The organism is Rahnella sp. RcJ3 (genome assembly GCF_009498575.1).
Classification (GTDB): domain Bacteria; phylum Pseudomonadota; class Gammaproteobacteria; order Enterobacterales; family Enterobacteriaceae; genus Rahnella; species Rahnella aceris.
In genome coordinates this window covers 126,043-147,150 of sequence record NZ_QSNX01000008.1, presented here as the reverse complement: position 1 = coordinate 147,150, position 21,108 = coordinate 126,043, and the positions used below count along the sequence as shown (strand labels likewise).

Annotated in this window: 18 protein-coding genes; 14 read left to right on the top strand and 4 right to left on the bottom strand. The window is 51.2% G+C overall.

Translation table 11 applies throughout. The features are described from left to right. Positions 1–37 precede the first annotated feature (37 nt). From DXU84_RS12550 to DXU84_RS12520, 7 genes are all read left to right on the top strand, one after another. Positions 38–1,015 carry an oxidoreductase gene (locus DXU84_RS12550; protein ID WP_013575184.1) on the top strand — a complete coding sequence of 326 codons (978 nt, stop codon included), beginning with the start codon at positions 38–40 and terminating at the stop codon, positions 1,013–1,015. A 192-nt stretch (positions 1,016–1,207) separates the two neighbouring features. Continuing rightward, the gene (locus DXU84_RS12545; RefSeq protein ID WP_013575185.1) at positions 1,208–2,179 is read left to right on the top strand and encodes a chemotaxis protein; all 972 of its coding nucleotides are present in this window, start codon (positions 1,208–1,210) and stop codon (positions 2,177–2,179) included. A 448-nt stretch (positions 2,180–2,627) separates the two neighbouring features. Beyond that, on the top strand, positions 2,628–3,410 hold the full coding sequence (locus DXU84_RS12540) for an alpha/beta fold hydrolase (RefSeq protein ID WP_037034814.1): 783 nt from the start codon (positions 2,628–2,630) through the stop codon (positions 3,408–3,410). Positions 3,411–3,517: 107 nt separating this feature from the next. Next, positions 3,518–4,081: a peptidylprolyl isomerase gene (locus DXU84_RS12535; RefSeq protein ID WP_013575188.1), complete on the top strand. Its 564-nt coding sequence runs from the start codon at positions 3,518–3,520 to the stop codon at positions 4,079–4,081. Between the two features lie 41 nt (positions 4,082–4,122). Then, complete coding sequence (locus DXU84_RS12530) at positions 4,123–4,449, top strand: hypothetical protein (protein WP_013575189.1); 327 nt, start codon at positions 4,123–4,125, stop codon at positions 4,447–4,449. Positions 4,450–4,459: 10 nt separating this feature from the next. Further along, a complete protein-coding gene (locus tag DXU84_RS12525; RefSeq protein WP_037034806.1) occupies positions 4,460–5,296 on the top strand; it encodes an MBL fold metallo-hydrolase in 837 nt (278 codons plus the stop codon). A 192-nt stretch (positions 5,297–5,488) separates the two neighbouring features. Further along, entirely contained in the window at positions 5,489–6,703 is a 1,215-nt protein-coding gene (locus DXU84_RS12520) for an acyltransferase (RefSeq protein ID WP_131638830.1), read from the top strand. A gap of 162 nt (positions 6,704–6,865) precedes the next feature. Here the strand turns inward: DXU84_RS12520 and DXU84_RS12515 are convergent, their stop codons facing one another. Continuing rightward, a complete protein-coding gene (locus DXU84_RS12515) occupies positions 6,866–7,753 on the bottom strand; it encodes a LysR family transcriptional regulator (protein ID WP_013575192.1) in 888 nt (295 codons plus the stop codon). Positions 7,754–8,220: 467 nt separating this feature from the next. On the opposite strand from DXU84_RS12515, the gene DXU84_RS12510 reads away from it, so the two are divergent. From DXU84_RS12510 to DXU84_RS12495, 4 genes are read left to right on the top strand one after another with little or no spacing between them, the layout of a single operon-like run. Continuing rightward, complete coding sequence (locus DXU84_RS12510) at positions 8,221–9,648, top strand: bifunctional 2-methylcitrate dehydratase/aconitate hydratase (protein ID WP_153375888.1); 1,428 nt, start codon at positions 8,221–8,223, stop codon at positions 9,646–9,648. A 48-nt stretch (positions 9,649–9,696) separates the two neighbouring features. Continuing rightward, positions 9,697–10,839, top strand: coding sequence for a hypothetical protein (locus DXU84_RS12505; protein ID WP_200225136.1), 1,143 nt, complete (start codon positions 9,697–9,699; stop codon positions 10,837–10,839). A 53-nt stretch (positions 10,840–10,892) separates the two neighbouring features. Beyond that, positions 10,893–11,816 (top strand): aminoglycoside phosphotransferase family protein, encoded by a 924-nt coding sequence (locus DXU84_RS12500; protein WP_223509396.1) that lies wholly within the window; start codon positions 10,893–10,895, stop codon positions 11,814–11,816. A 28-nt stretch (positions 11,817–11,844) separates the two neighbouring features. Next, positions 11,845–13,227: a DHA2 family efflux MFS transporter permease subunit gene (locus tag DXU84_RS12495; RefSeq protein ID WP_013575196.1), complete on the top strand. Its 1,383-nt coding sequence runs from the start codon at positions 11,845–11,847 to the stop codon at positions 13,225–13,227. Between the two features lie 79 nt (positions 13,228–13,306). Here the strand turns inward: DXU84_RS12495 and DXU84_RS12490 are convergent, their stop codons facing one another. Genes DXU84_RS12490 through DXU84_RS12480 form a run of 3 tightly spaced genes read right to left on the bottom strand, consistent with a single transcriptional unit; the run spans position 13,307 to position 16,453 of the window. Beyond that, positions 13,307–14,224 carry an HlyD family secretion protein gene (locus DXU84_RS12490; protein ID WP_112198307.1) on the bottom strand — a complete coding sequence of 306 codons (918 nt, stop codon included), beginning with the start codon at positions 14,222–14,224 and terminating at the stop codon, positions 13,307–13,309. Then, the gene (locus tag DXU84_RS12485; RefSeq protein ID WP_013575198.1) at positions 14,221–14,436 is read right to left on the bottom strand and encodes a DUF1656 domain-containing protein; all 216 of its coding nucleotides are present in this window, start codon (positions 14,434–14,436) and stop codon (positions 14,221–14,223) included. Before DXU84_RS12485 ends, DXU84_RS12490 begins: the two co-directional genes overlap by 4 nt. After that, positions 14,426–16,453: an FUSC family protein gene (locus DXU84_RS12480; protein ID WP_153375887.1), complete on the bottom strand. Its 2,028-nt coding sequence runs from the start codon at positions 16,451–16,453 to the stop codon at positions 14,426–14,428. The genes DXU84_RS12485 and DXU84_RS12480 overlap by 11 nt, the downstream gene beginning before the upstream one ends. Positions 16,454–16,578: 125 nt before the next feature. Between DXU84_RS12480 and DXU84_RS12475 the strand changes: the two genes are divergently transcribed. From DXU84_RS12475 to katG, 3 genes are all read left to right on the top strand, one after another. Next, positions 16,579–17,364, top strand: coding sequence for a helix-turn-helix domain-containing protein (locus DXU84_RS12475; protein WP_013575200.1), 786 nt, complete (start codon positions 16,579–16,581; stop codon positions 17,362–17,364). A gap of 223 nt (positions 17,365–17,587) precedes the next feature. Continuing rightward, a complete protein-coding gene (locus DXU84_RS12470; protein ID WP_013575201.1) occupies positions 17,588–18,613 on the top strand; it encodes an LLM class flavin-dependent oxidoreductase in 1,026 nt (341 codons plus the stop codon). 262 nt (positions 18,614–18,875) lie between these two features. Beyond that, a complete protein-coding gene (katG, locus tag DXU84_RS12465; protein ID WP_153375885.1) occupies positions 18,876–21,086 on the top strand; it encodes a catalase/peroxidase HPI in 2,211 nt (736 codons plus the stop codon). Positions 21,087–21,108: the final 22 nt, after the last annotated feature.

The window sequence follows — 21,108 nt, the reverse complement described above, 5'->3', positions numbered from 1 at the left end:
AAAAACTTTAATCTCCTGAAATCATAAAGGGAAAAAAATGAAAGCATTGGTTCTGGAACAACAAGACAAGGCCACGCTGGCCGAAGTGAAAGAGATTGCGCTGCCGGACATGGCGGCAGGCGACGTACTGGTTGATATCAGCTGGTCAGGGCTGAATTACAAAGATGCCCTGGCCATTACCGGGAAAGGCAAAATCATTCGTCAGTTTCCGATGGTGCCGGGCATTGATTTTGCGGGCCATGTCAGCCGCAGCAACGACCCGCGTTTCTCCGTCGGGCAATCCGTCATTCTCACCGGCTGGGGCGTTGGCGAAACGCACTGGGGCGGTCTGGCGGAGCAGGCATGCGTCAAAGGTGACTGGCTGGTCGCGCTGCCGGAAGGTCTGGCTGCGCGCAATGCCATGATTATCGGCACCGCCGGTTTCACTGCCATGCTGTGCGTCATGGCGCTGGAAGAGGCGGGCGTGACACCCGAAAGCGGCACCGTGGTCGTGACGGGTGCCAGCGGCGGCGTGGGTAGTACGGCGGTGGCCTTGTTGCATACACTCGGTTACACCGTGGCTGCGGTGACGGGTCGTGAATCTACGCATGATTATCTGCGTAAACTGGGTGCCAGCGAAATTCTCTCCCGCGATGATTTTGCAGAGACCCGTCCGCTGGAAAAACAAGTCTGGGCCGGTGCGGTCGATACCGTCGGTGACAAAGTGCTGGCTAAACTGCTGGCGCAAACCAACTACGGCGGTTGCGTGGCGGCCTGCGGTCTGGCCGGGGGCTTTAACCTGCCGACGACCGTGATGCCGTTTATTCTGCGCAACGTCCGTTTGCAGGGGGTGGATTCGGTTTCGGTTCCCGCTGAACGCCGTGCTGCCGTCTGGGAGCGTTTACTGAATACACTGCCGGATGATTTTTATCAGCAGGCCGCGACGGAAATTACCCTGGAACAAGCTCCGGCTGTCGCAGCCGATTTCCTGAACAATAAAATTCAGGGCCGGACGCTGGTAAAAATCGGCGGCTGACCCTTTTTGCCCGGTATTTCCGTGATACCGGGTGCTTTCCCTTCAATTTTCTCCCCGCTATAAAGAATTCCTCCTGAGCGGCCGATATAAAGAATGTCCCTCTGAGAAAAAAGAGAATGGAATTCCTTATTTTCCGAATGACGTACAGCACAAACATAGTCAAAAACGAATAACAACAGGCATGGGGAAAGTATGGATAATTTTCAGAAAGAAATTGATGAGAGAACCAATCTCACTTCATCAAACCGGTTTGAGCTTTTGCTGTTCCGTCTGGGGACCTCTCCGGATGATGAGCAATCTGAACTTTTTGGTATCAACGTTTTTAAATTGCGCGAAATCGTGCCGATGCCAACGCTGACCAAAGCCGCCGGAATGGTCTCGCCGATGATGGGCATGGCGAACATCCGTGGCGAAATTATTCCGGTCATCGACCTGCCTGCCGTGGTGGGATGCGTACCAAAAACCGGCCTGAACATTTTGCTGGTCACCGAATATGCGCGCAGCACCCAGGCGTTTGCAGTGGAATCCGTAGACGACATTGTGCGTCTTGAATGGAGTCAGGTGCTGGCCGCCGAAGCCGGTGTGAAGAGCCGCAACATCACCAGTATTGCGCGTCTGGACAGCGATAAATCCAGTAACCGTCTGGCGCTGGTGCTCGACGTCGAACAAATTCTCCATGACATTATTCCCAACAGCAATATCAACATGGATAAGAAGAAAACCAGCGCGTTTAAACTCAAGCCGGGTACGGTGGCGATTGTCGCCGAAGACTCTAAAGTTGCCCGTCAGATGCTGGAAAAAGGCCTGAACATGATGGAGATTCCGGCGCAGATGCATGTCACTGGTCTGGAAGCCTGGAATAAAATCCGCAAAATGGCCGAAGAATGCAAAGCCCAGGGGCTGCCCATTTCCGATAAAATCTCCTTTGTCTTAACTGATCTGGAAATGCCGGAAATGGATGGCTTTACGCTGACACTCAATATCAAGCGTGATGAATTCCTGAAAAATATTCCGGTGATCATTCACTCTTCATTATCCGGCAGCGCCAACGAAGATCACGTGCGTAAAGTGGGCGCAGACGGTTACGTGGCGAAGTTTGAAATCAACGAACTGGAAGCGGCTATTCATAAAGCGCTGGATGCGAAGAAAATCGCCCATGTGTAATTTCATCAAACACTGATGTATAAAAGGCCCGTTCTCTTGTGCGGGCTTTTTATTATCAGCGGCATACCGAACAACGTGCAGAAAAATTATTGCCTGCATTTCCTGCTGCGCAGCATTTCCCCGGTCAGTCTGTTCCTTCGCCACGTTTTCCCCTATTAAGATCCGCCCCGTATCTACAATTTCGATAGTGATATCGAAATTATCCATTAGAGCGACGATAAGAATTGTTTTAATAATAACAGCGTTAACAACGTATTTAAGGCTGACCCTCATAACGAAAAAATTTATTTGCATGAAACTGAAAAAATAATATCAGCATGTCGTTATGGATACGTTGCGACTATGGCGTAGCAGAATTCATGGTTCTATAAGCAGGACGAGACGTCGGATCAGGTAATGCGTGACGGAGAGCCGACGAAACAGAAGCAAAAAGAATATGGAGTATTAAATGTTTATCCGGCCACTTAAATTAACTCAGCACGTCGATGTGCAGGGTTCTGACAATGCAACGACATTGGTACTTCTTCATTCTTTGGGGACGGATTTGCACCTTTGGGATTTGCAAATGCCGCGTCTGAGTGAACGTTATCGTGTTATTCGCCTGGACATCCGTGGGCATGGATTAAGCGCAGTCGATTCTCTGCAGTTTTCAATGTCAGATTTGGCCGACGATGTCGTGGCGGCGCTGGATCATCTTCACATTAACGAGTTCTATGTTGCCGGGGTCTCAATCGGCGGAACAATAGCGCAATGGATTGGGTTCAAGATCCCCAAACGAGTTCAGGGAATGATCATTGTGGATACTGCACTGGTGAATGCCGCTCCGCCTTCGCTCTGGCGCGCCCGGGCTGAAGATGTATTTCACCACGGTGTTGAACATCTCGAAATGGGGATTCTGAGCAAATGGGTCACACCGAAATTTATCGACTCGCCCTACGCGGAGGGTATGAAACAGATGTTGCGCCGCACTTCGGTTGAAGCCTTCGCGGGTTGCTCTTATGCCATCGCCGACACCGATCTGACCGATATGAATATTCCGGGGGTAAGGGCTGTGGTGGTCAGAGGAAGTGAGGATCAACTTACGCCTCCGGACTACGCGCAACGTCTGGCCGACAAGCGCAATGCCCAATTGCATACCCTACCCGGCGCCGCCCATTTACCGAATTATGAGCAACCCGAAGCGCTCACTGATGAAATCATCTCGTTCATTGATAACAAGAATACGCATTAACAATCAGCGCAGGCAGTCAGCGCCTGTAAGGACGTACGGGCGCTGTTAATGAGCAAATCTGGCATGGCAGACGATGAAAAGTCTGATGCGCGAACGGAGTAAATTCTATGAATCGTCGGTTATTTATTGGTGGAAGCCTGGGCTTGTGCGCGGGTGTTGCAATGCTTCCGGCTGCCTTCAAAGGGGTAATGGCTCAGAGAGATATTATCGAGATGCAACTGGAGAGTGGAACCGTGAGCATCCGCTTATTTCCCGATTTGGCCCCCGGGCATGTTGAACGCATAAAATCGCTGGTACAGGCCAAATTTTATGATGGCATGCCGTTTAACCGGGTCATAGAAGGCTTTATGGCACAAACGGGTGACCCGATAAAAGATACAGGGCTGGATTACACGAAATTACCGGCGCTGGCCGCAGAGTTTAACCGATTGCCTTTTGAACGCGGTACCGTCGGCATGGCCAGATCACGGCATCCACACAGCGCCCGTCATCAGTTTTTCATCACCTCCGCGAGGGCAGGTTTTTTAGACCAGAATTACACTGCTTTTGGGAAAGTAACGAGTGGCATCGAGTTAATTGACCAACTCCGCCGGGGGGCTTCGGACATTGGCACGGTTGTCAATCCCGATGTCATAAAAAGCATGCGATTAGTGTCTGTCAGAGCCGTATAAAATAACCTGGCGGCGTAAATATCCATTCGAAGGAGTCGAAGATGCCCAGTATTACTCTCTATACCGCTGCAAGCCACCGGTTAGATGCAGAGGCCTTTGCGGAATTTTCAACGGCTTTAGCCCGTCTCGCCATAGAGATCCTGAAAGCGAAAGAAAATAATATTCACATCAGCTACCTCACCGCAGAGATAGGTTTTGGCACACCGGTCTATTTCGAAGCAAGACTACGCCAGGAAGTTTTCCGAACCCTGTCGGTGTTGGATGAATTCATGCATCAGGTTGATTTATTAATTAAGGAGAAGACAGGAGTCATAGCGAGAATTCGCTGTTTCTCTTTTGAAGCGGGTAATATTTATGCAAAGAACTAAGGAACGGATTATGAATGTTAATTTTCCAACAAGAGATCTCGGCGATATATCGGTTACTGCGGTAAGTGATGGATATCTGCATGTCGACTTCGGAATGCTTTCAAATGTGGATGAGGACGAGTGCAAGGAAATTCAGCGCAGTGCACAAGTCAGTGAACTCAATGCGGTGCATATTAATACTTTTTTAGTCCGCCAGAAGGGTAAAAATATTCTTATCGATAGCGGGGCAGGAGGCGTTAAGGGCTGGGGCGGCAAACTGGTTGCTAATCTGGATCTGCTGGGGATACAACCTGGCAATATTGACGCGGTATTACTCACACATGCCCATCCTGATCATATTGGTGGATTGTTAAACGCAGAAGGTGAGGCTGTATTTGCTAATGCCGAATTGATCATAAACAGCGATGAATTTAATTATCTGCAAGATGATGAAAATTTCGCTGCCGTCAGTGACCGCGTAAAAGGCAATTTCCTGCTGGCGCGAAGTATATTCAAAAAGTATCAGAAAAATCTTCGTCTCATCGATAAAGGCGAGGTATTTCCTGGTGTTTTTGCGATCCCGCTGAAAGGTCACACGCCGGGTCATACAGGTTACCGGATTGAGGGTAACAGAGATAGCCTGTTGATTTGGGGTGATATTGTTCATTTTCCTCATATTCAACTGCTAAAACCGGATGTTGCCATTGCCTTTGACTATGATCCTCAAATGGCGGCAGAGACACGTTCCCGCATACTTGAAAGCGTGAGCTCGGACAGCGTTCTTGTCGGTGGTATGCATTTTGGCGAACAAGGATTTGGTTATATTGAAAAACGTAAATCCGGATACGTGACCGTCGATATCCACTAGTTAAAACTTTCATCAGAACGTTCTGCTCTGAAAATACTTTATTTCCTGACCGGCAACGCAACGGTTAATTATTGGTAACCGGTCAGGCTCTGCTTAAGTTGCTTTGCCGCTATTTATTTTTGCTGTGTAACATTGTCGCTATGCTACTGAATAAATCTTCCGGTATAAAATACTATCCTCAGGGGGAACACCATGAATCCTGCAATAAACAGAGAAATAAGTATTGATGCTATTCATGCTGACGCCATTGAAATGGCGGGGAGTCAGCCAATAACAACCGGGAAATTACCCCCGCAGATCAAACTTCCATCGCTTACCGGAAGCAGATTCTGGGCGGCTTTATTAGTTTTTTTATTTCATTCATCGCTACCCAGCGATCTCGCTCCCTTTTCAGATCCAACCATACAGCACATTTTCACCGTTATTGTGGGTAAAGCGGGCTGGCTCGGCGTTTCATATTTCTTCATACTCAGTGGATTCATTATGGTGTGGTCTGCGAGAGATAATGACACCGTGGGCGATTTTTACCTGCGACGTTTTGCAAAGATTTACCCTACGCATTGTCTGACCTGGGCTATAGCGTTCATTATTGGTGCCATGAGTATCTATCAATATAAACTTTGGTCATCAAACCTTCTGTTATTGAATACCTGGGTTGATGATGTTCACTATTTTTTCGTCGGTAACAGACCCAGCTGGTCTCTTTGTATAGAAGCGATGTTTTATCTTTCTTTCCCCTTTCTTTTCAGAGTAATGAAGACAATACCTGAAAAATTCGATTTAGCCGGATTAATAATAGTAACGGCGGCATCCTTATTGGTTCAAACATATATTTACATCTGGGTTGAGCCGGACAAGATGATGGGGGCGTTTCCGATTTCTCAGCAACACTTTTGGGTTTCGTATATTTTTCCCCCATCACGCATATTTGAATTCCTTGCCGGTATGTTTGCAGCCCGGCTGCTGATGAACGGACGAATGCTCGTGCTGACGAAAACGGCTTCGTTTACCCTGCTTGCAGCAACTTACATCGGTTCCATGTATATCCCTTACCAGTTCAGTATGAGCGTGGTTTTCATCATCCCGGTGTGTTTATTAATCGTTTCGATTGCGGGTGATGATTTAAAATACCGAAACACTCTGTTAAACAGTAAAACATCGGTGTGGTTAGGAGAAATATCCTATTCCTTCTATATGGTTCATTTCTTAGTGCTCTTTTATTTTTTGAATCTTACGGCAGGAAGAAAGTTTAGCTTACCGGAGGGAATTGCGCTTATCGCCGTCGCGTTGGTTTTATCCGTCTCATTTGCCTCTTTTTTATATAAGTACTTTGAAGTGCCCGTGATGAAATTAATACTGGAGAAGTGCAGAGCGAAAGCCTTAGTGGCTCTGCGTAAACCTTCATAACGGATAACGGAGTATTGATCATCTTGTCGTCAGAATACGACGAACGGGGGAGAGCAGGCTTATGGGATGGGAGGGCATACGGCAGATGTATGCTCTCCCATTTGTATTTGAGATGAGGGAATTTCACTAACATGGGGAGTGTACGTGTTGGCTACGAATGCCTTAATAACCGATATTGTGCAGCCGGGGATCCTGAAAAAGTGAGGTCATTATGCCTCTGAATTTAGTGCTATCCAGATAAGGTGAATCTGTACGATAAACAAGCTCTATTTTGAAGTCATTGAACTGGCCACTGAGTTCATGAATTTTTATCTTATTTTGTACCTCGCCGCTGATCGAACAACGTAAAACTAACGATACGCCTTTGCCGGCAGCGATGCTGGAGAACAGTACGGGATAGGAACCACATTCTACCACCCGCTTAGGCGTGATATGCCCTTCATTAAAAAGAACATTATAATTGCGGGTAGTGGTTGCACATTTTTTGCTGCTGAGTAAAAAAACTTCGCCATCCAGACTGGAGATGTCTTTAATGGTGGGGTAATTTTTCTCTGTAATAATAACCAGTTCGCTGGAGAGTAATATGGAGCGTGCATGTTGCGTGTTTGAAAAACCTGCACCGATTATTACCGCATCAAATTCGTTTTGGTCGAAGGCATTAAGCAAGCTTATGGTGTTCCCAATCGAAATATCGATATTCCAGCCCAAATCATGACCTAAATCGATCAGTGAACTGACAATATAGGGGGGTAGACATTCGATTATGCCAATACGTATATTCAGCTGGCTATTTTTGGAGTGGGAAATGTTGTTTTTACAATCATCCGCAAGATTCAATATTTTAAGTGCGTAGTCATAAAGTATCTGGCCTTGCGCAGTCAGTGAGCACCCATCGGTTTTTCGATCTAACAGGGTGACATCCAGATTATCCTCCAGGCTCCTGATTCGGTGGGAAATACTCGATTGCACGCGATTCAGACGCTCGGCTGCCTGGGTTATGTTCCCTGTCTCCACGACTGTCACGAACGCAAGAAGTTCACTTAGCTTCATTTGAGACCTCATGCTAAAAATTAGTTCACCGTCACAACAATTATTTATATTCTGTATTAGTGAGTTTGTCACTATGTTTTAAAATCTCCGCTCCGGGCTACCACTGCGGGCACTGCGTGGCCACATCAGGGTGCGTGTCATTATTATTACCTTTCCGGCAGACATTAATTCTGAATTACGAATTTCAACAACAGACTGTGCTTATTTTCACGCTCTGTAACTAATGCTCATTTCCCTGAACTTTCCGTCCTCCTCAACAGGCATTTTGTCAGGGCATCAATACTTTCGATGAATGCCTCGATTTTATTCGCTGGTCTTTTATTGCCATGCCCATTACGATTTTATGAGTGATGGAGAGTATTCTCATATAAATCAACGCGTTGTCTATTTCTATTATCTGGATATATATATTACCGGATCTCAATTACGTGTATTTCGACAATTCATTTTTGTTTATGGGGTGAAATATGGCGCATGCAGAGTTTGATGAGGTAATGGTTGAGCTGGTTGACTACGCCTATGAGCGGACAACCTTTGATAATGAGACTTTACGCCTGGCGCGTTATTGTCTGCTGGATTCGATAGGTTGCGCAATTGCCGCCTCTGCCGATCACGACTGTCTGAAACTAATGGGCAGCGCTCAGTTCAGCAAGAGTCAGGCGGGTGTCCCGGTGGTCGGTACCGGACTCAGACTGGGACCGATCGAGGCGGCCTTTCATATCGGTTCGATGATCCGCTGGCTGGAGTTCAATGACACCTGGCTTGCGCAGGAGTGGGGGCACCCGTCCGATAATCTGGGGGCCATCCTGGCTGCCGCAACCTGGCATAGCCTGACTGACGGTAATCAGCCGCCCGCTGATATGACAGCCGTCCTGAATACGATGATTCGTGCTTATGAGATCCACGGCGTGCTGTGTCTGTCGAACTGTTTTAATGCGCTGGGGATTGACCATGTGGTGTTGGTGAAAGTGGCTTCTGCCATCGCCTCAGCTCAACTCCTCGGCTTGTCAAAAGACCAGGCACTGAGTGCACTGTCCAACGCTATTATCGACGGTCACTCTCTCCGAACCTACCGGCATGCGCCAAATGCCGGTACCCGTAAGTCATGGGCCGCCGGGGACGCCACGGCGCGTGGCCTGCAACTGGCGCTGTTCGCGCAAACCGGCGAAATGGGTTATCCCACCGCGCTGACGGTCAGCCGGTGGGGATTCAATGATGCTGTTTTGCGGGGCAAACCCTTCAATCTGTCGCGCAACCTGTCAGATTTTGTCATTAAGAACATCTTGTTCAAGGTTCCCAATCCCGCTGAGTACCACGCCCAGACTGCTGTAGAAGCGGCCATTAACCTTCGGGAACGGATACTGGCAGCCGGGTTTACGCCTGAGAGCATCGAGTATGTGCGGGTAGAAACAACCCGACCGGCGATTCAGATTATTGATAAATCAGGGCCGCTGAATAACTCCGCCGATCGCGATCACTGTCTCCAGTACATGGTTGCCGTGGGACTGCAGACCGGAAATCTGACGATTAAAGATTTCCACGAACCGCTCGCCAGCGATCCTCAACTGGATGCACTGCGATTGAAAATCACCTGCACTGAACGCCCTTCCTTTACAGAGAGCTACTACGACCCTGATAAGCGCGCCATTCCCAATGCGCTCTATCTGAAGTGTCATGGCATGACTGAAGAGATCTCCGAAACCATTGAATATCCGCTCGGCCATGTTCGTCGCCGTGAAGAGTGTTTCGGGGCGCTGCTGACGAAATTCCATCTGAATCTTTCAGACAGCCCGCTGCGTGACCGCGCCCATATTCTGGCCGAAACCCTGATTTCGGAATCGAAGCTTGATGCCATGTCCGTCACTGATCTGCTGAAAATGTTCTCCTGGGACTAGGCCGCATTTAACACACTTACCTATATTCATTTAGCGCGAGGTGATGAAGTGAAAAAAGCCATATTAGTGGGTTGCGGAGCGGAGATCGGCGCGAATTTGCTGATTCAGAATGATCCGGCGAAGGATGGTTTTGTTATTCAAACCGTCGTCACGAATCCTCCTTCTTTAGATAAACATTATCCTGAACTGCGTCCGATAGATGGCATCGTGGCCCGTCTGGCGATGGCGCATCCCGGCATCCAGTCTCACATCGACATTATCGATAATGACACCCTGCGGATCGACGGTCGTGAGGTTCACTTTTTCTTTGGCGATCTTGCCAAAGATCTTCCTCCGCAGACAGGTCGCTTCGACATTGGCTTTATCGCAACCAGTAAGCTGGATATGGACAAAAACAGCCCTGTCGCCCGCAACATGCAAGAACTCGCGGACGTGGTGCTGGGCGTTGCAGAGGCCAACGAACTGCCGAGTATCTATGGCTGTCTGGAAGATCTGACCCGCGATGATATCGACACGATACAACGCCAGGTGGTCGGTTCGGGCATGTATTGCCTCGGCTCCTGCCAGACCAATGGTATGCATGCCTCACTGCGTGTACTCACCGAGGCGCTCAGGGCTATCCAATGCAACGCCTCGCATATTGTGTCGGTTGAAACCGATATCGTGCATCCGGATACGCCTAACGGTGTACTCGGTACCCGATCGTTTGAAGGACGCCTGCAGGATGCGCGCGACAATCTCCGTCCGAGCTTCTCACAAATTGCCATGAGTCAGGACAAGGTGATGCCCTGGGCACCGTTAGTGAATACCGTTTCATTACGCGCGCCTGTGCATGCCCCCGGCTATCAGATTAACCGTTTCATCGTTAAGGATGGCGGTGCGTTAACCCCCGGTCTCATTGAGGCGGCGATTGAGCGGGTGAGCGGGACGCATCCTCATGTTGTGAAAGCATCGCGGTCGCCGTTAGGAAGCCGTGCGTATGCCTTCGAGCGCCGGTGTTCAACCATTCTTTCCGATCAGAATCACTTGCTCATTCTCCGGCCAGCCTATCTGGCCAGTCAGAATTTGAGTGAGGTCATCATCCAGTCGTTTGTTAACAACACCGTCGGCTACAGCGCTGTGGTACGTGCTGTAGCGCGCAGCCTCGCGCTTGGCCTGCCAGTGGCAACTTTCCAGGGGATTGAAAAATGACAAGCTCACATACTGTAGATTTTTTGAGTTCAGGCTTCGTTGTGAAGACGGCCATGTCCGAAATGTTCAATGGCAAACTGAAAGCCGAAGTCGATCAGATCCGGGCATTGCACGATATTTATCCGGAACTGATGGTGCCGGTCTTGCACGACGGACTGGCCGCCGGGCGGCAATTTTATATTCTCGAGAAGATGGATTCCCTTCCGCTGTCCAGGATCGTCTTTGACGAACAACGGTCGCTGGCTGAGCGCAGGATGATCGTCAGAAACGCACTGGAAAATGTACAGAAAGCGATCAGCCTGGAATCAGAAACCTCGTCGGCAATAACCCACGAGATGCCCGCCAGATTACAGGAAGAGTGGGAAGGCACGCGCTTCGCTCATGAGCTGTTTGATAAACCTATTCTGCTTAACGGGGTGCGTTTCAGTACCACGGCCCGGGAAGTCTATGAAAGAGCGCTGGAGCTGGCCCGGACTGAAGAGTTCAGATCGGTAGAAAAAGCCCATTTCAATTTTCACTTCGGCAATGTGCTCTATAACGAGGAGCATGCTCAGACACGTTTCATTGACCCTGACTTTTCCGTACGCGGGCTGGATCCGCTTTTCGGCTTCTCGCGGTTTGCTTTTTCGTTCTGGCATGAGCTTGCGGCAGAGGTGAAGGATGCAGTCAAAATGGTCCCGATGGCGGATGCACTGATGTTCGTGCTGGCGAAACCGGACTACGGCAGCATTCTTAGCGAGATCCCTGAGTTAGGCGGTATTTCCGGCCTGCTGCCGCTGATGGGGGAAAGTATGCGCAACCGGTTCTATGTCCTCACCACCTACTGTTTCCTGAGGAGTATCCGCATCAACGGCAGTAAACAGCCCTGGAAAGCGCCGCGCTCTCCCGTTGTTGCCAGCCCGGAAGAAGTGCTGATGCTGGGCCTGCTGGCCTACCTCGAAGGACCGGTTGCTGAGGCTGAAAGCCTCTGTGCGTAATTTCAATTCAATATAGGATGATAAGGATATGTCGCTGGTAAGCAGTAGTCCCTTAGAACAAGGATTTGAGGCGCCAAGGCGCTATCTGGCGGCTGCCGCCATTTTGATTGGCGTGGTTATGGCGGCGCTGGACAGTTCCATCGTCAATATTTCCTTGCCCTCTATTGCGGAGGCTTTACGGGTAGATTCAGCCTCTGTCATCTGGGTGACCAACGCCTATCAGGTTGCCAGCGCTGCAACGATGTTGATCTGTGCATCGCTGGGTTCGAGGATAGGGGAGCGGCGCTTCTACACCGCGGGCATGGTGCTGTTTACGCTGGCATCGCTGGGCTGTAGCCTCTCCCCGACCTTCGGCATGCTGGTTGCCATGCGTATACTTCAGGGGGTGAGCTATGCGGTCATGATCAGCGTCGGGCTGGGTCTGTACAGGGTTATCTTTCCGCCGCATACGTTGGGCACCATTTTAGGGCTGAACGCGCTGGCTTTTGCGGTGGGGACGGCCATCGGCCCGGCGTTAGGCGGCCTGATCATCTCTTATCTGGACTGGCCATGGTTGTTCTATATCAATCTCCCGCTGGGTGCACTTGCCATTGTCTTCTCCCTGATCTCCCTGGGCGTCGATACTGAGAAGGAAAAAGGCTTCGACTGGGGAGGTGCGGTGACCTCAGCCGTCGCTTTAGGGCTGATGGTCATCGCTGTGGATCAGATCGGGCGCTGGGATAGCCGCATACTCATGCTTTGCGGCGTCGCCTCGGTGCTGCTGCTGGCCATCTTTGTCAGCGTGCAGACGCGCTCAAAAAGCCCGTTGTTGCCGCTCGATATATTCCGTTCAAGGCGGTATACCTTTGCGGTGATCTCTTCTGTCTCAATGTTTGTGGCACAGGGGATGGCGCTGGTGGGGTTGCCCTTTGTACTGCAGCATGCCTATCACTATTCGGTGCTGGAATCGGCGTTCATCTTTACACCGTGGCCGGTTGCCGTTGCAATCTGCGCCCCGGTGGCGGGCAGGCTGTCCAATCGTTTAAATCCTACCCAGATATCGACAGCCGGCGTGGTGATTTTCTCTCTGGGTTTAGGATCTCTGGCTCTGTTGCCGCAAGCGGCGACGGTGAATGATTTTCTCTGGCGCGTGGCGGTTTGCGGGATTGGCTATGGACTGTTCCTGCCGCCGAATAATAAAGAGATGTTCTCGAATGTGGCACCGAACCGAACGGTCACGGCCTCGGGGGTATTGTCGACCGCCAGGACAGCAGGGCAATCCATTGGTGCGGCGCTGGTCGCGATGGTTATTGCACTGTTGAACGGACTGACGGGGCAGGCGGGGGCACAGTTCGCTGTCTATGTCTTCGGGCTGGCCTGTCTTATCTCTGCGCTATCTTCTGTCTCAAGTATGCTGCGCCTGCACCGGTAAGAGAGGTTATGCGTTATGCCCGCCGCAGGATAAATGCCATCCTGCGGCGGGTTTTCTGACGGATGGGTTATTCAGCCATTCACCGGTCAGATGACAAAAAATCCGCATACCCTGCTTTAGTGTCCGCGCTCTTTGACGCGTTAATGGCGATGCTGGCAGTCATGCCCGCCACTAATTCGACCCCGTTGGGCAGATGATCAATATGGATGCGTACCGGAATACGCTGAGCGAGTCGCACCCAGCTAAACGTGGACTCTACATCCGGCAGGCCCTGGCTACCGGGTGCGTCATTGCTATCATCTATCCCGCGACCAATGCTTTCTACGTGGCCTGTCAGCGCTGGTGCATATCCCATCAGCACGATTTTTGCCGTGCTACCGACATGAATACGCTGCATTTTCGTTTCCTCAAAATAACCCACTACCCAGAAACTGCTGGCATCAATAATGGCAACTTTTGTCTCCCCCGCGTTGGCATAATCGCCGGGACGCAGTCTCAGATGCGTGACATAGCCGTCTGCCGGAGAATGAATTATCGCGCGGGAAAGATTGAGCTTTGCCAGTTCCAGCGCGGCCAGTGCCCCCTGATATTCCGCCGCCGCAACGCCCGCCGCACTGCTGGTATTTTGTATATCTTCTTTAGAGATTACCCCGCTAATCTGACTGCGACGTCTGGCAGCATCCTGACGCATTTGCATTTCATTTCGCTTCGCGTCAACCTCAGCCTGAGCGCTGAGTACCGCCAGTTTCAACCATTGCGGATCGATTGAATAAAGAATATCTCCGCGATTAACCCATTGGTTATCCATCACGGCAACGCGGTTTACCGGCCCGGAAACATCTGGCGTGATTTGCACCACATCTGCCCGTACCCGACCGTCACGCGTCCAGGGCGTCTGTGCATAATGTTTCCACAGCATGAAGGCAATAATGGCTGCCACCATGACGGCGCTTAGTGTAAATATATAGCGGCCTAACAGCGAAAAAAATGGTTTCATACTGATAATCCTGACGCGTCCAGCCCCTGCATTAACAAGGCAAAGATAATAATAAAAGTCGTGAAATCAATGAGCGGCCGGCAGGGTAAACGCCGATAGAATCTGCTAAAAGATAAAAAGGGCGTGATTAAAATCGTGCCGGAAAATGCCATCAAAGCCATGACTAATAAGCCAGGCAAAAAGACGCCACCGATATTAATGTCAGTAATCATGTGACTGTTCCTTATCCCTCTCTTTTAATGCACAGTTTTTTAACGCACAGTGCAGATCAATAATATGCTCAATAAGAGCGTGCGGTTGTTGATGTGAAACCGGCGGGTTAATGGCGAGTATCAGGCTAATACGTTTCTGTAATTCACCGGGCTGCGCACCGCGGGCCAGCAGGTTGAGAAGTGTATTTACCTGTAATGCGGTTTCTCCCTCCAGCTTATTCAGTGAGCGTTTTAAATAAGTCACTGCAAGTCCAATATTTAAATAATGCAGCAGGCTATTTAGCACTGAGTCCGCCGTCTGGTTACTGCGCGGGAGCCGGGGCAGGATCAGGGCAGTTCGATCTATCATCAGATTCACCCAGGCCACATCATTCATGGATGAGAGACCCTTTGCGCGATATCTGATGTCACGGCGACATCGGTGCAGCAGACGACGGATAGCAGAATCCGCCTGTACGGTCTGTAATAAACCCATACTGACCACGGCATAGCCGGTTGCGGCAAATAACGCGACCGCCGTGTTGATGGCAGTGGCAAAGTCACCACTGTAGCGCGCGCCTAATTCAGACAAGATGGGCAGTGTCAGCGTGATGCCCATAGCCATGAACGTGGTGGGCGGTCTGGCCTGCAGAGATCCGGCCAGCAAATAAGCAGGCGCAAGTACCGCAACCAGCACACTAAATTCGGTTACCTGGGGGAGAAGGATGAAGCTATAAATCAGGCTGATAATCACGCCATAGACGGAGCCTGCAATATATTTAACGATATGAGGAACCGGCGTGTCGAAACTGCCAAATAATGTGCAGCAGACGCCGAGAATCGATACCGCTGTGGCGCCATCGGGCCACGCGGAGTAAATCCACAGCAGACAGCCACTGAAGATGATGGCAAACGCCCCCAGCGCTGCACGCGCAGCCGTAAAATGATCCCGGTGATAAACGTAACCTTTTGCCTCTTCGGCTCCATCAATCATATGCTCAGGTTTGGCCAAAAGGAGGACATGAGAAAGCTGTTCGCATTGCTGCAAAAGCATGATTGTCTCTTCCAGCCGTTTGACAAAATTAACGCGCAGCGCTTCTTTAAAATTTAATTCGTCAGCGGATGACCGTTGTTGCAACGCCACACAACGTCGCCGCAGCCTTTCAGCACCGGCCTTACGCGCGGTTGAATCCTCACAGGCGAGCCAGTCTGTGACCTCACTGACCAGCGTCGCAATGCTGTCCGGTAAGAGGTTTAATTCGTGCAGATAATCATGTAACTGGTTACTCACAACCAAAAGCCGCGACAATCTGTCATGTATTAACTGACGTGCTTTACGTGATGATTTTGATATCGCGAAGTCATAGGGCAGATGATGAGCAAACCCGTCAAGGGACTGTAACGTCAGCGCAAGCTGAAGCTGCTTTTCTTTCTCGCCGGCTTCTCTTTTTAACGTGTCAATCACCATCTGGCGGGCATCACGCTGTGTTACCGCGAGCTTGCTGTTGAAAAGACCCGTAATGCGTTTGGGTATGACATAGCGGTGGATAAAGCTGGCACACAGGATCCCGATCATGATCTCCTGTACCCGGGTGATGGCGATGTCAAAAATCGCGCCGGGTTCGAACACCGCAGGAAAACCAATAAGACTTGCCGTGTAGCCCGCCAGAACAAAAGCATAGGCGCGGGGGGTACGGTCAAGCTGCGAAAAATAAAGGCAAAGTGTTATCCAGCCGGTCAGTACCAGACTGCAAATTATCGGTGTGTTGACAAAATTGGGCACAATCACCACCGTCATCGCCGCGCCTGTGATCGTGCCCGTCAGGCGATAAACGCTTCGGCTCAGTGAGGCACCGACGGACGTCTGCGAAACGATATAGACAGTAATAATTGACCAGGAAGGCCTGTCCAGACCGACAGACAAAGCGATGTAATAGGCCAGCATGGCAGCGGTAAACGTCTTGGCTGAATATAACAACGCATTCGCATCGTTAAGAAGCAAGGAGGAGGGGAATGCCCTGCGTAAAGAGTTGAACATGAGAGTAATGGCCCCTGGCAAGCGGTGGTGGCAAAAGAGTCATTTGCGTATACCGGCAATTATTGCCAGATTACTCAGGGGTGGAAATACTCTATACTGCCAGAAAATACCTGAATCCGGCCAATATGACGCTTTCCCGCGACGTTATTTCACTTTTTGATCCCGACTCCACCGGCTGTGCGGCTGTGGCGCGCCACATTGATTTCACCGAGTACGAAGCGGAAGTCCCCGTTCACACCCATCGAAAGGGACAGTTCATTCTTGCCCTTTATGGTGCGGTAACCTGTCGGGCTGAGAATGACATATGGATTGTGCCGCCTCACTGCGGCGTATGGATCCCCGGAGGAACTCCCCATAGTGCGAGAGCCACCTGGAATGCGCATCTCAGCTATTTATTTGTTGAGCCGGGAGCCGCCGCACTACCAGAACAATGCTGCACATTTGCTGTTTCTCCCCTTATTCGCGAACTGATTAGTCGTCTGGTCGGGGAAGATGCGCATTACCCGCCGGACAGCCATGCGGCACGGCTGGCACGGGTCACGCTTGATGAACTGGTGAATATGCCGCAGCAGAATTTTAATTTGCCGGTCTCAGAAAATCCCAAAATACGAGAGATGGCCGATGCGCTGGTCAGCCATCCGCAAGACCGCAGTACATTGCGTGAGTGGGCAAAACGCCTGGCATTAAGTGAACGTTCCCTTGCACGACTTATGGTGCGCGAAACAGGGCTTTCATTCGGACGCTGGCGTCAGCAACTTCATTTAATTATTGCGCTACGGGGGCTTGCCAGCGGCCAGTCCGTACAAAATGTGGCGAATGAATTAGGCTATGAGTCAGTCAATGCTTTCATCACCATGTTTAAGAAGTCTGTCGGCTGCACGCCTGCGCTCTATTTTAGTGAAAGAAAATAAGCCTGATACGGCCCGCGGACGATGACCTTCAATGCGCCGTGGCGAGGCATCTGCTGCCAGAACCCGCAAAATCCCCTGTTGTTAATCAAATAAACTGAATCAGTATGTTAAACAAATGATATTTATTCTCATCCTGAGTCGCGTAAAGTAAACCCATCACTAAGCCCTGTTCCGCATGACAGAGACAGGGCACCGGTTTACGGATTATGAGGATGAAGACGCTATGAAAAAGATTGGATTTTTATCATTCGGGCACTGGACGCCATCCCCCCAGTCGGGCACGCGCTCGGCGGCTGATGCTTTATTGCAATCTATCGATCTGGCCGTCGCAGCCGAAGAACTGGGGGCCGATGGTGCTTATTTCCGGGTGCATCATTTTGCGCGCCAGCTTGCGTCGCCTTTCCCGTTGCTGGCAGCCATCGGCGCGAAAACCCGCAAGATTGAGATCGGTACCGGCGTTATCGATATGCGCTATGAAAATCCGTTGTATATGGCGGAAAGCGCCAGCGCTGCGGATCTGATTTCCGGGGGGCGTTTACAGCTCGGTATCAGCCGTGGTTCGCCTGAGCAGGTCATCGACGGCTGGCGCTATTTTGGTTATCAGCCGGAAGAAGGCGAAACGGAAGCCGATATGGCGCGCCGTCATACAGAGAAACTGCTTGATGTCCTGCGCGGCGAAGGTTTTGCGAAACCTAATCCGCAACCGATGTTTGCGAATCCGCCGGGTTTGTTACGCCCTGAACCCTATTCTGCCGGGCTGCGTGAACGTATCTGGTGGGGCGCGGGCTCGAATGCTACCGCCGTCTGGGCGGCGAAACTGGGCATGAACCTGCAAAGCTCCACGCTGAAAGATGATGAAACCGGCGAGGCGTTCCATATTCAGCAGGCGCAGCAAATTCGCGCTTACCGTCAGGCCTGGGCTGAGGCGGGGCATGAGCGTACACCGCGTGTGTCCGTCAGCCGCAGTATTTTTGCCCTGATGGATGACCGCGACCGCGCGTATTTTGGCGGCAGCGGCGATGATGGCGACAAAGTCGGCTTCCTCGATGAGAAAACCCGGGCGATTTTCGGCCGCAGCTATGCGGCGACACCGGACAGATTGATCAAATTGCTGAAGCAGGATGAAGCGATCGCCGAAGCCGACACCTTATTGCTGACCGTTCCGAATCAGCTCGGCGTCGATTACAACGTGCATGTGATTGAGTCAATCCTCAAATATGTCGCCCCTGAAATGGGCTGGCGTGAATAATCGCTGAAGAAAGTTTCAGAAACCCAAAGCCTGCATGAGGAAACTCAGGCGGGCTTTTTGCATTTTGAGACGCTGACAGAGAAACCTCTGTCAGTCAGGGGCTATTCTATAATCAGAGCGGGTGGCATTTTGGTGATAAAACCCGCAAAAATCGCGTATAAGCCCTAAGGCAAAATCTATCAAATACATAGGGTGATTCAGATGTGACTGGTTTCAATCCGCGTATAGAGTAGCAATGAGACTACATAACAGGAGTGTGAGCATGAGCAGTTCTATTGATGAAGAAGCAAACGACGCAAAGCCAATTGTTGAAGCAGACAGAGAAGCCGGTGCCGGTAAATGTCCTTTCCATGAAGGAAACTCAAATAAAGCCTCTGGCGGCGGGACAACTAACCGTGACTGGTGGCCTAACCAGCTCAGGGTTGACCTGCTGAATCAGCACTCAAATCGCTCAAACCCGTTGGGCGAATCCTTTGATTATCGTAAAGAATTTGCCAAATTAGATTACTCCGCACTGAAAGCCGACCTCAAAGGGGTGCTCACTGCGTCGCAGCCCTGGTGGCCGGCGGACTGGGGCAGCTACATCGGTCTGTTCATTCGTCTGGCATGGCACAGCGCCGGGACGTATCGCTCCGTCGACGGACGCGGCGGTTCCGGTCGCGGCCAGCAGCGCTTCGCCCCGTTAAACTCCTGGCCGGACAACGTCAGTCTGGATAAAGCGCGCCGTCTGTTGTGGCCGGTGAAACAAAAATACGGTCAGAAAATTTCCTGGGCCGATCTGTATATTCTGGCGGGTAACGTCGCGCTGGAAAACTCCGGTTTCCGCACCTTTGGTTTTGGTGCCGGGCGTGAAGACGTCTGGGAACCGGATCTGGACATTAACTGGGGTGATGAAACCACCTGGCTGGAACACCGCCATCCTGAAGAGCTGGCCAAATCGCCGCTGGGCGCAACGGAAATGGGGCTGATTTACGTCAACCCGGAAGGGCCGAATCACAGTGGTGATCCGGCGTCGGCTGCGCCGGCCATTCGTGCCACGTTCGGTAATATGGGCATGAATGATGAAGAGATTGTCGCGTTGATTGCCGGTGGTCACACACTCGGTAAAACACACGGCGCAGGTCCGGCCGATAATGTGGGTGTTGACCCGGAAACCGCACCGATTGAATCACAAGGTCTGGGCTGGAAAAGCAGTCACGGAACCGGTGTCGGTGCGGATGCCATCACCTCCGGCCTGGAAGTTATCTGGTCGCAAACCCCGACGCAGTGGAGCAATTACTTCTTCGAGAACCTGTTCAAATACGAGTGGGTGCAGACCCGCAGCCCGGCAGGGGCGATTCAGTTCGAAGCCGCTGATGCGCCGGACATTATTCCTGATCCGTTCGATACCTCAAAAAAACGCAAACCGACCATGCTGGTGACCGATCTGACGCTGCGTTTTGATCCGGAATTCGAGAAAATTTCCCGTCGTTTCCACGGTGATCCGCAGGCCTTCAACGAAGCTTTTGCCCGTGCATGGTACAAACTGACCCACCGCGATATGGGGCCGAAAGCCCGTTACATCGGACCGGAAGTGCCAAAGGAAGACTTAATCTGGCAGGATCCGTTGCCGGTGCCGGTGTATCACCCGACGGCTGGCGATATCGCGCAGCTTAAAGAGAAAATTGCCGCTTCCGGCCTGAGCGTCAGTGAACTGGTCTCGGTGGCGTGGGCGTCAGCGTCGACCTTCCGTGGCGGTGACAAACGCGGCGGTGCGAACGGTGCGCGTCTGGCGCTGCGTCCGCAAAGAGACTGGGAAGTGAATGCCATTGCAGCCCGCGCGCTGCCTGCTCTGGAAGCTATCCAGCAGTCATTCCAGAAGGTGTCTCTGGCGGATGTGATCGTTTTAGCCGGTTCGGTTGGTATTGAAAAGGCGGCGAAAGCGGCTCATATCGACATCGAAGTGCCTTTCACGCCGGGTCGGGTGGATGCGCGTCAGGATCAGACGGATATTGAGTCGTTCGAACTGCTTAAGCCTAAAGCGGATGGTTTCCGTAACTACCGTGGCGAAACGGCCAATACATCGACTGAAAATCTTCTGATCGACAAGGCTCAGCAACTGACCCTGACCGTGCCGGAATTAACGGTGCTGGTCGGCGGATTACGTGCGCTGGGGGCTAACTACGACGGCAGTAATCTGGGCGTGTTCTCGGAAAAAACCGGTGAGCTGAACACGGATTTCTTCGTCAACCTGCTGGATATGCGTACCGAATGGAAACCTGTTGATGGCTCCGGTGAGCGTTTTGAAGGTCGTGATCGCGTCAGCGGAGAAGTCAGATTCGCCGCCACGCGTGCCGATCTGGTGTTTGGCTCGAATGCCATATTACGTGCCAACGCGGAGGTTTACGCCAGCAGTGACGCCAAAGAGAAGTTCGTGAAAGACTTTGTCGCCGCCTGGACTAAAGTGATGAATCTGGACAGATTCGAGCTTTGATCTGAACTGATCGTTTGAAAGC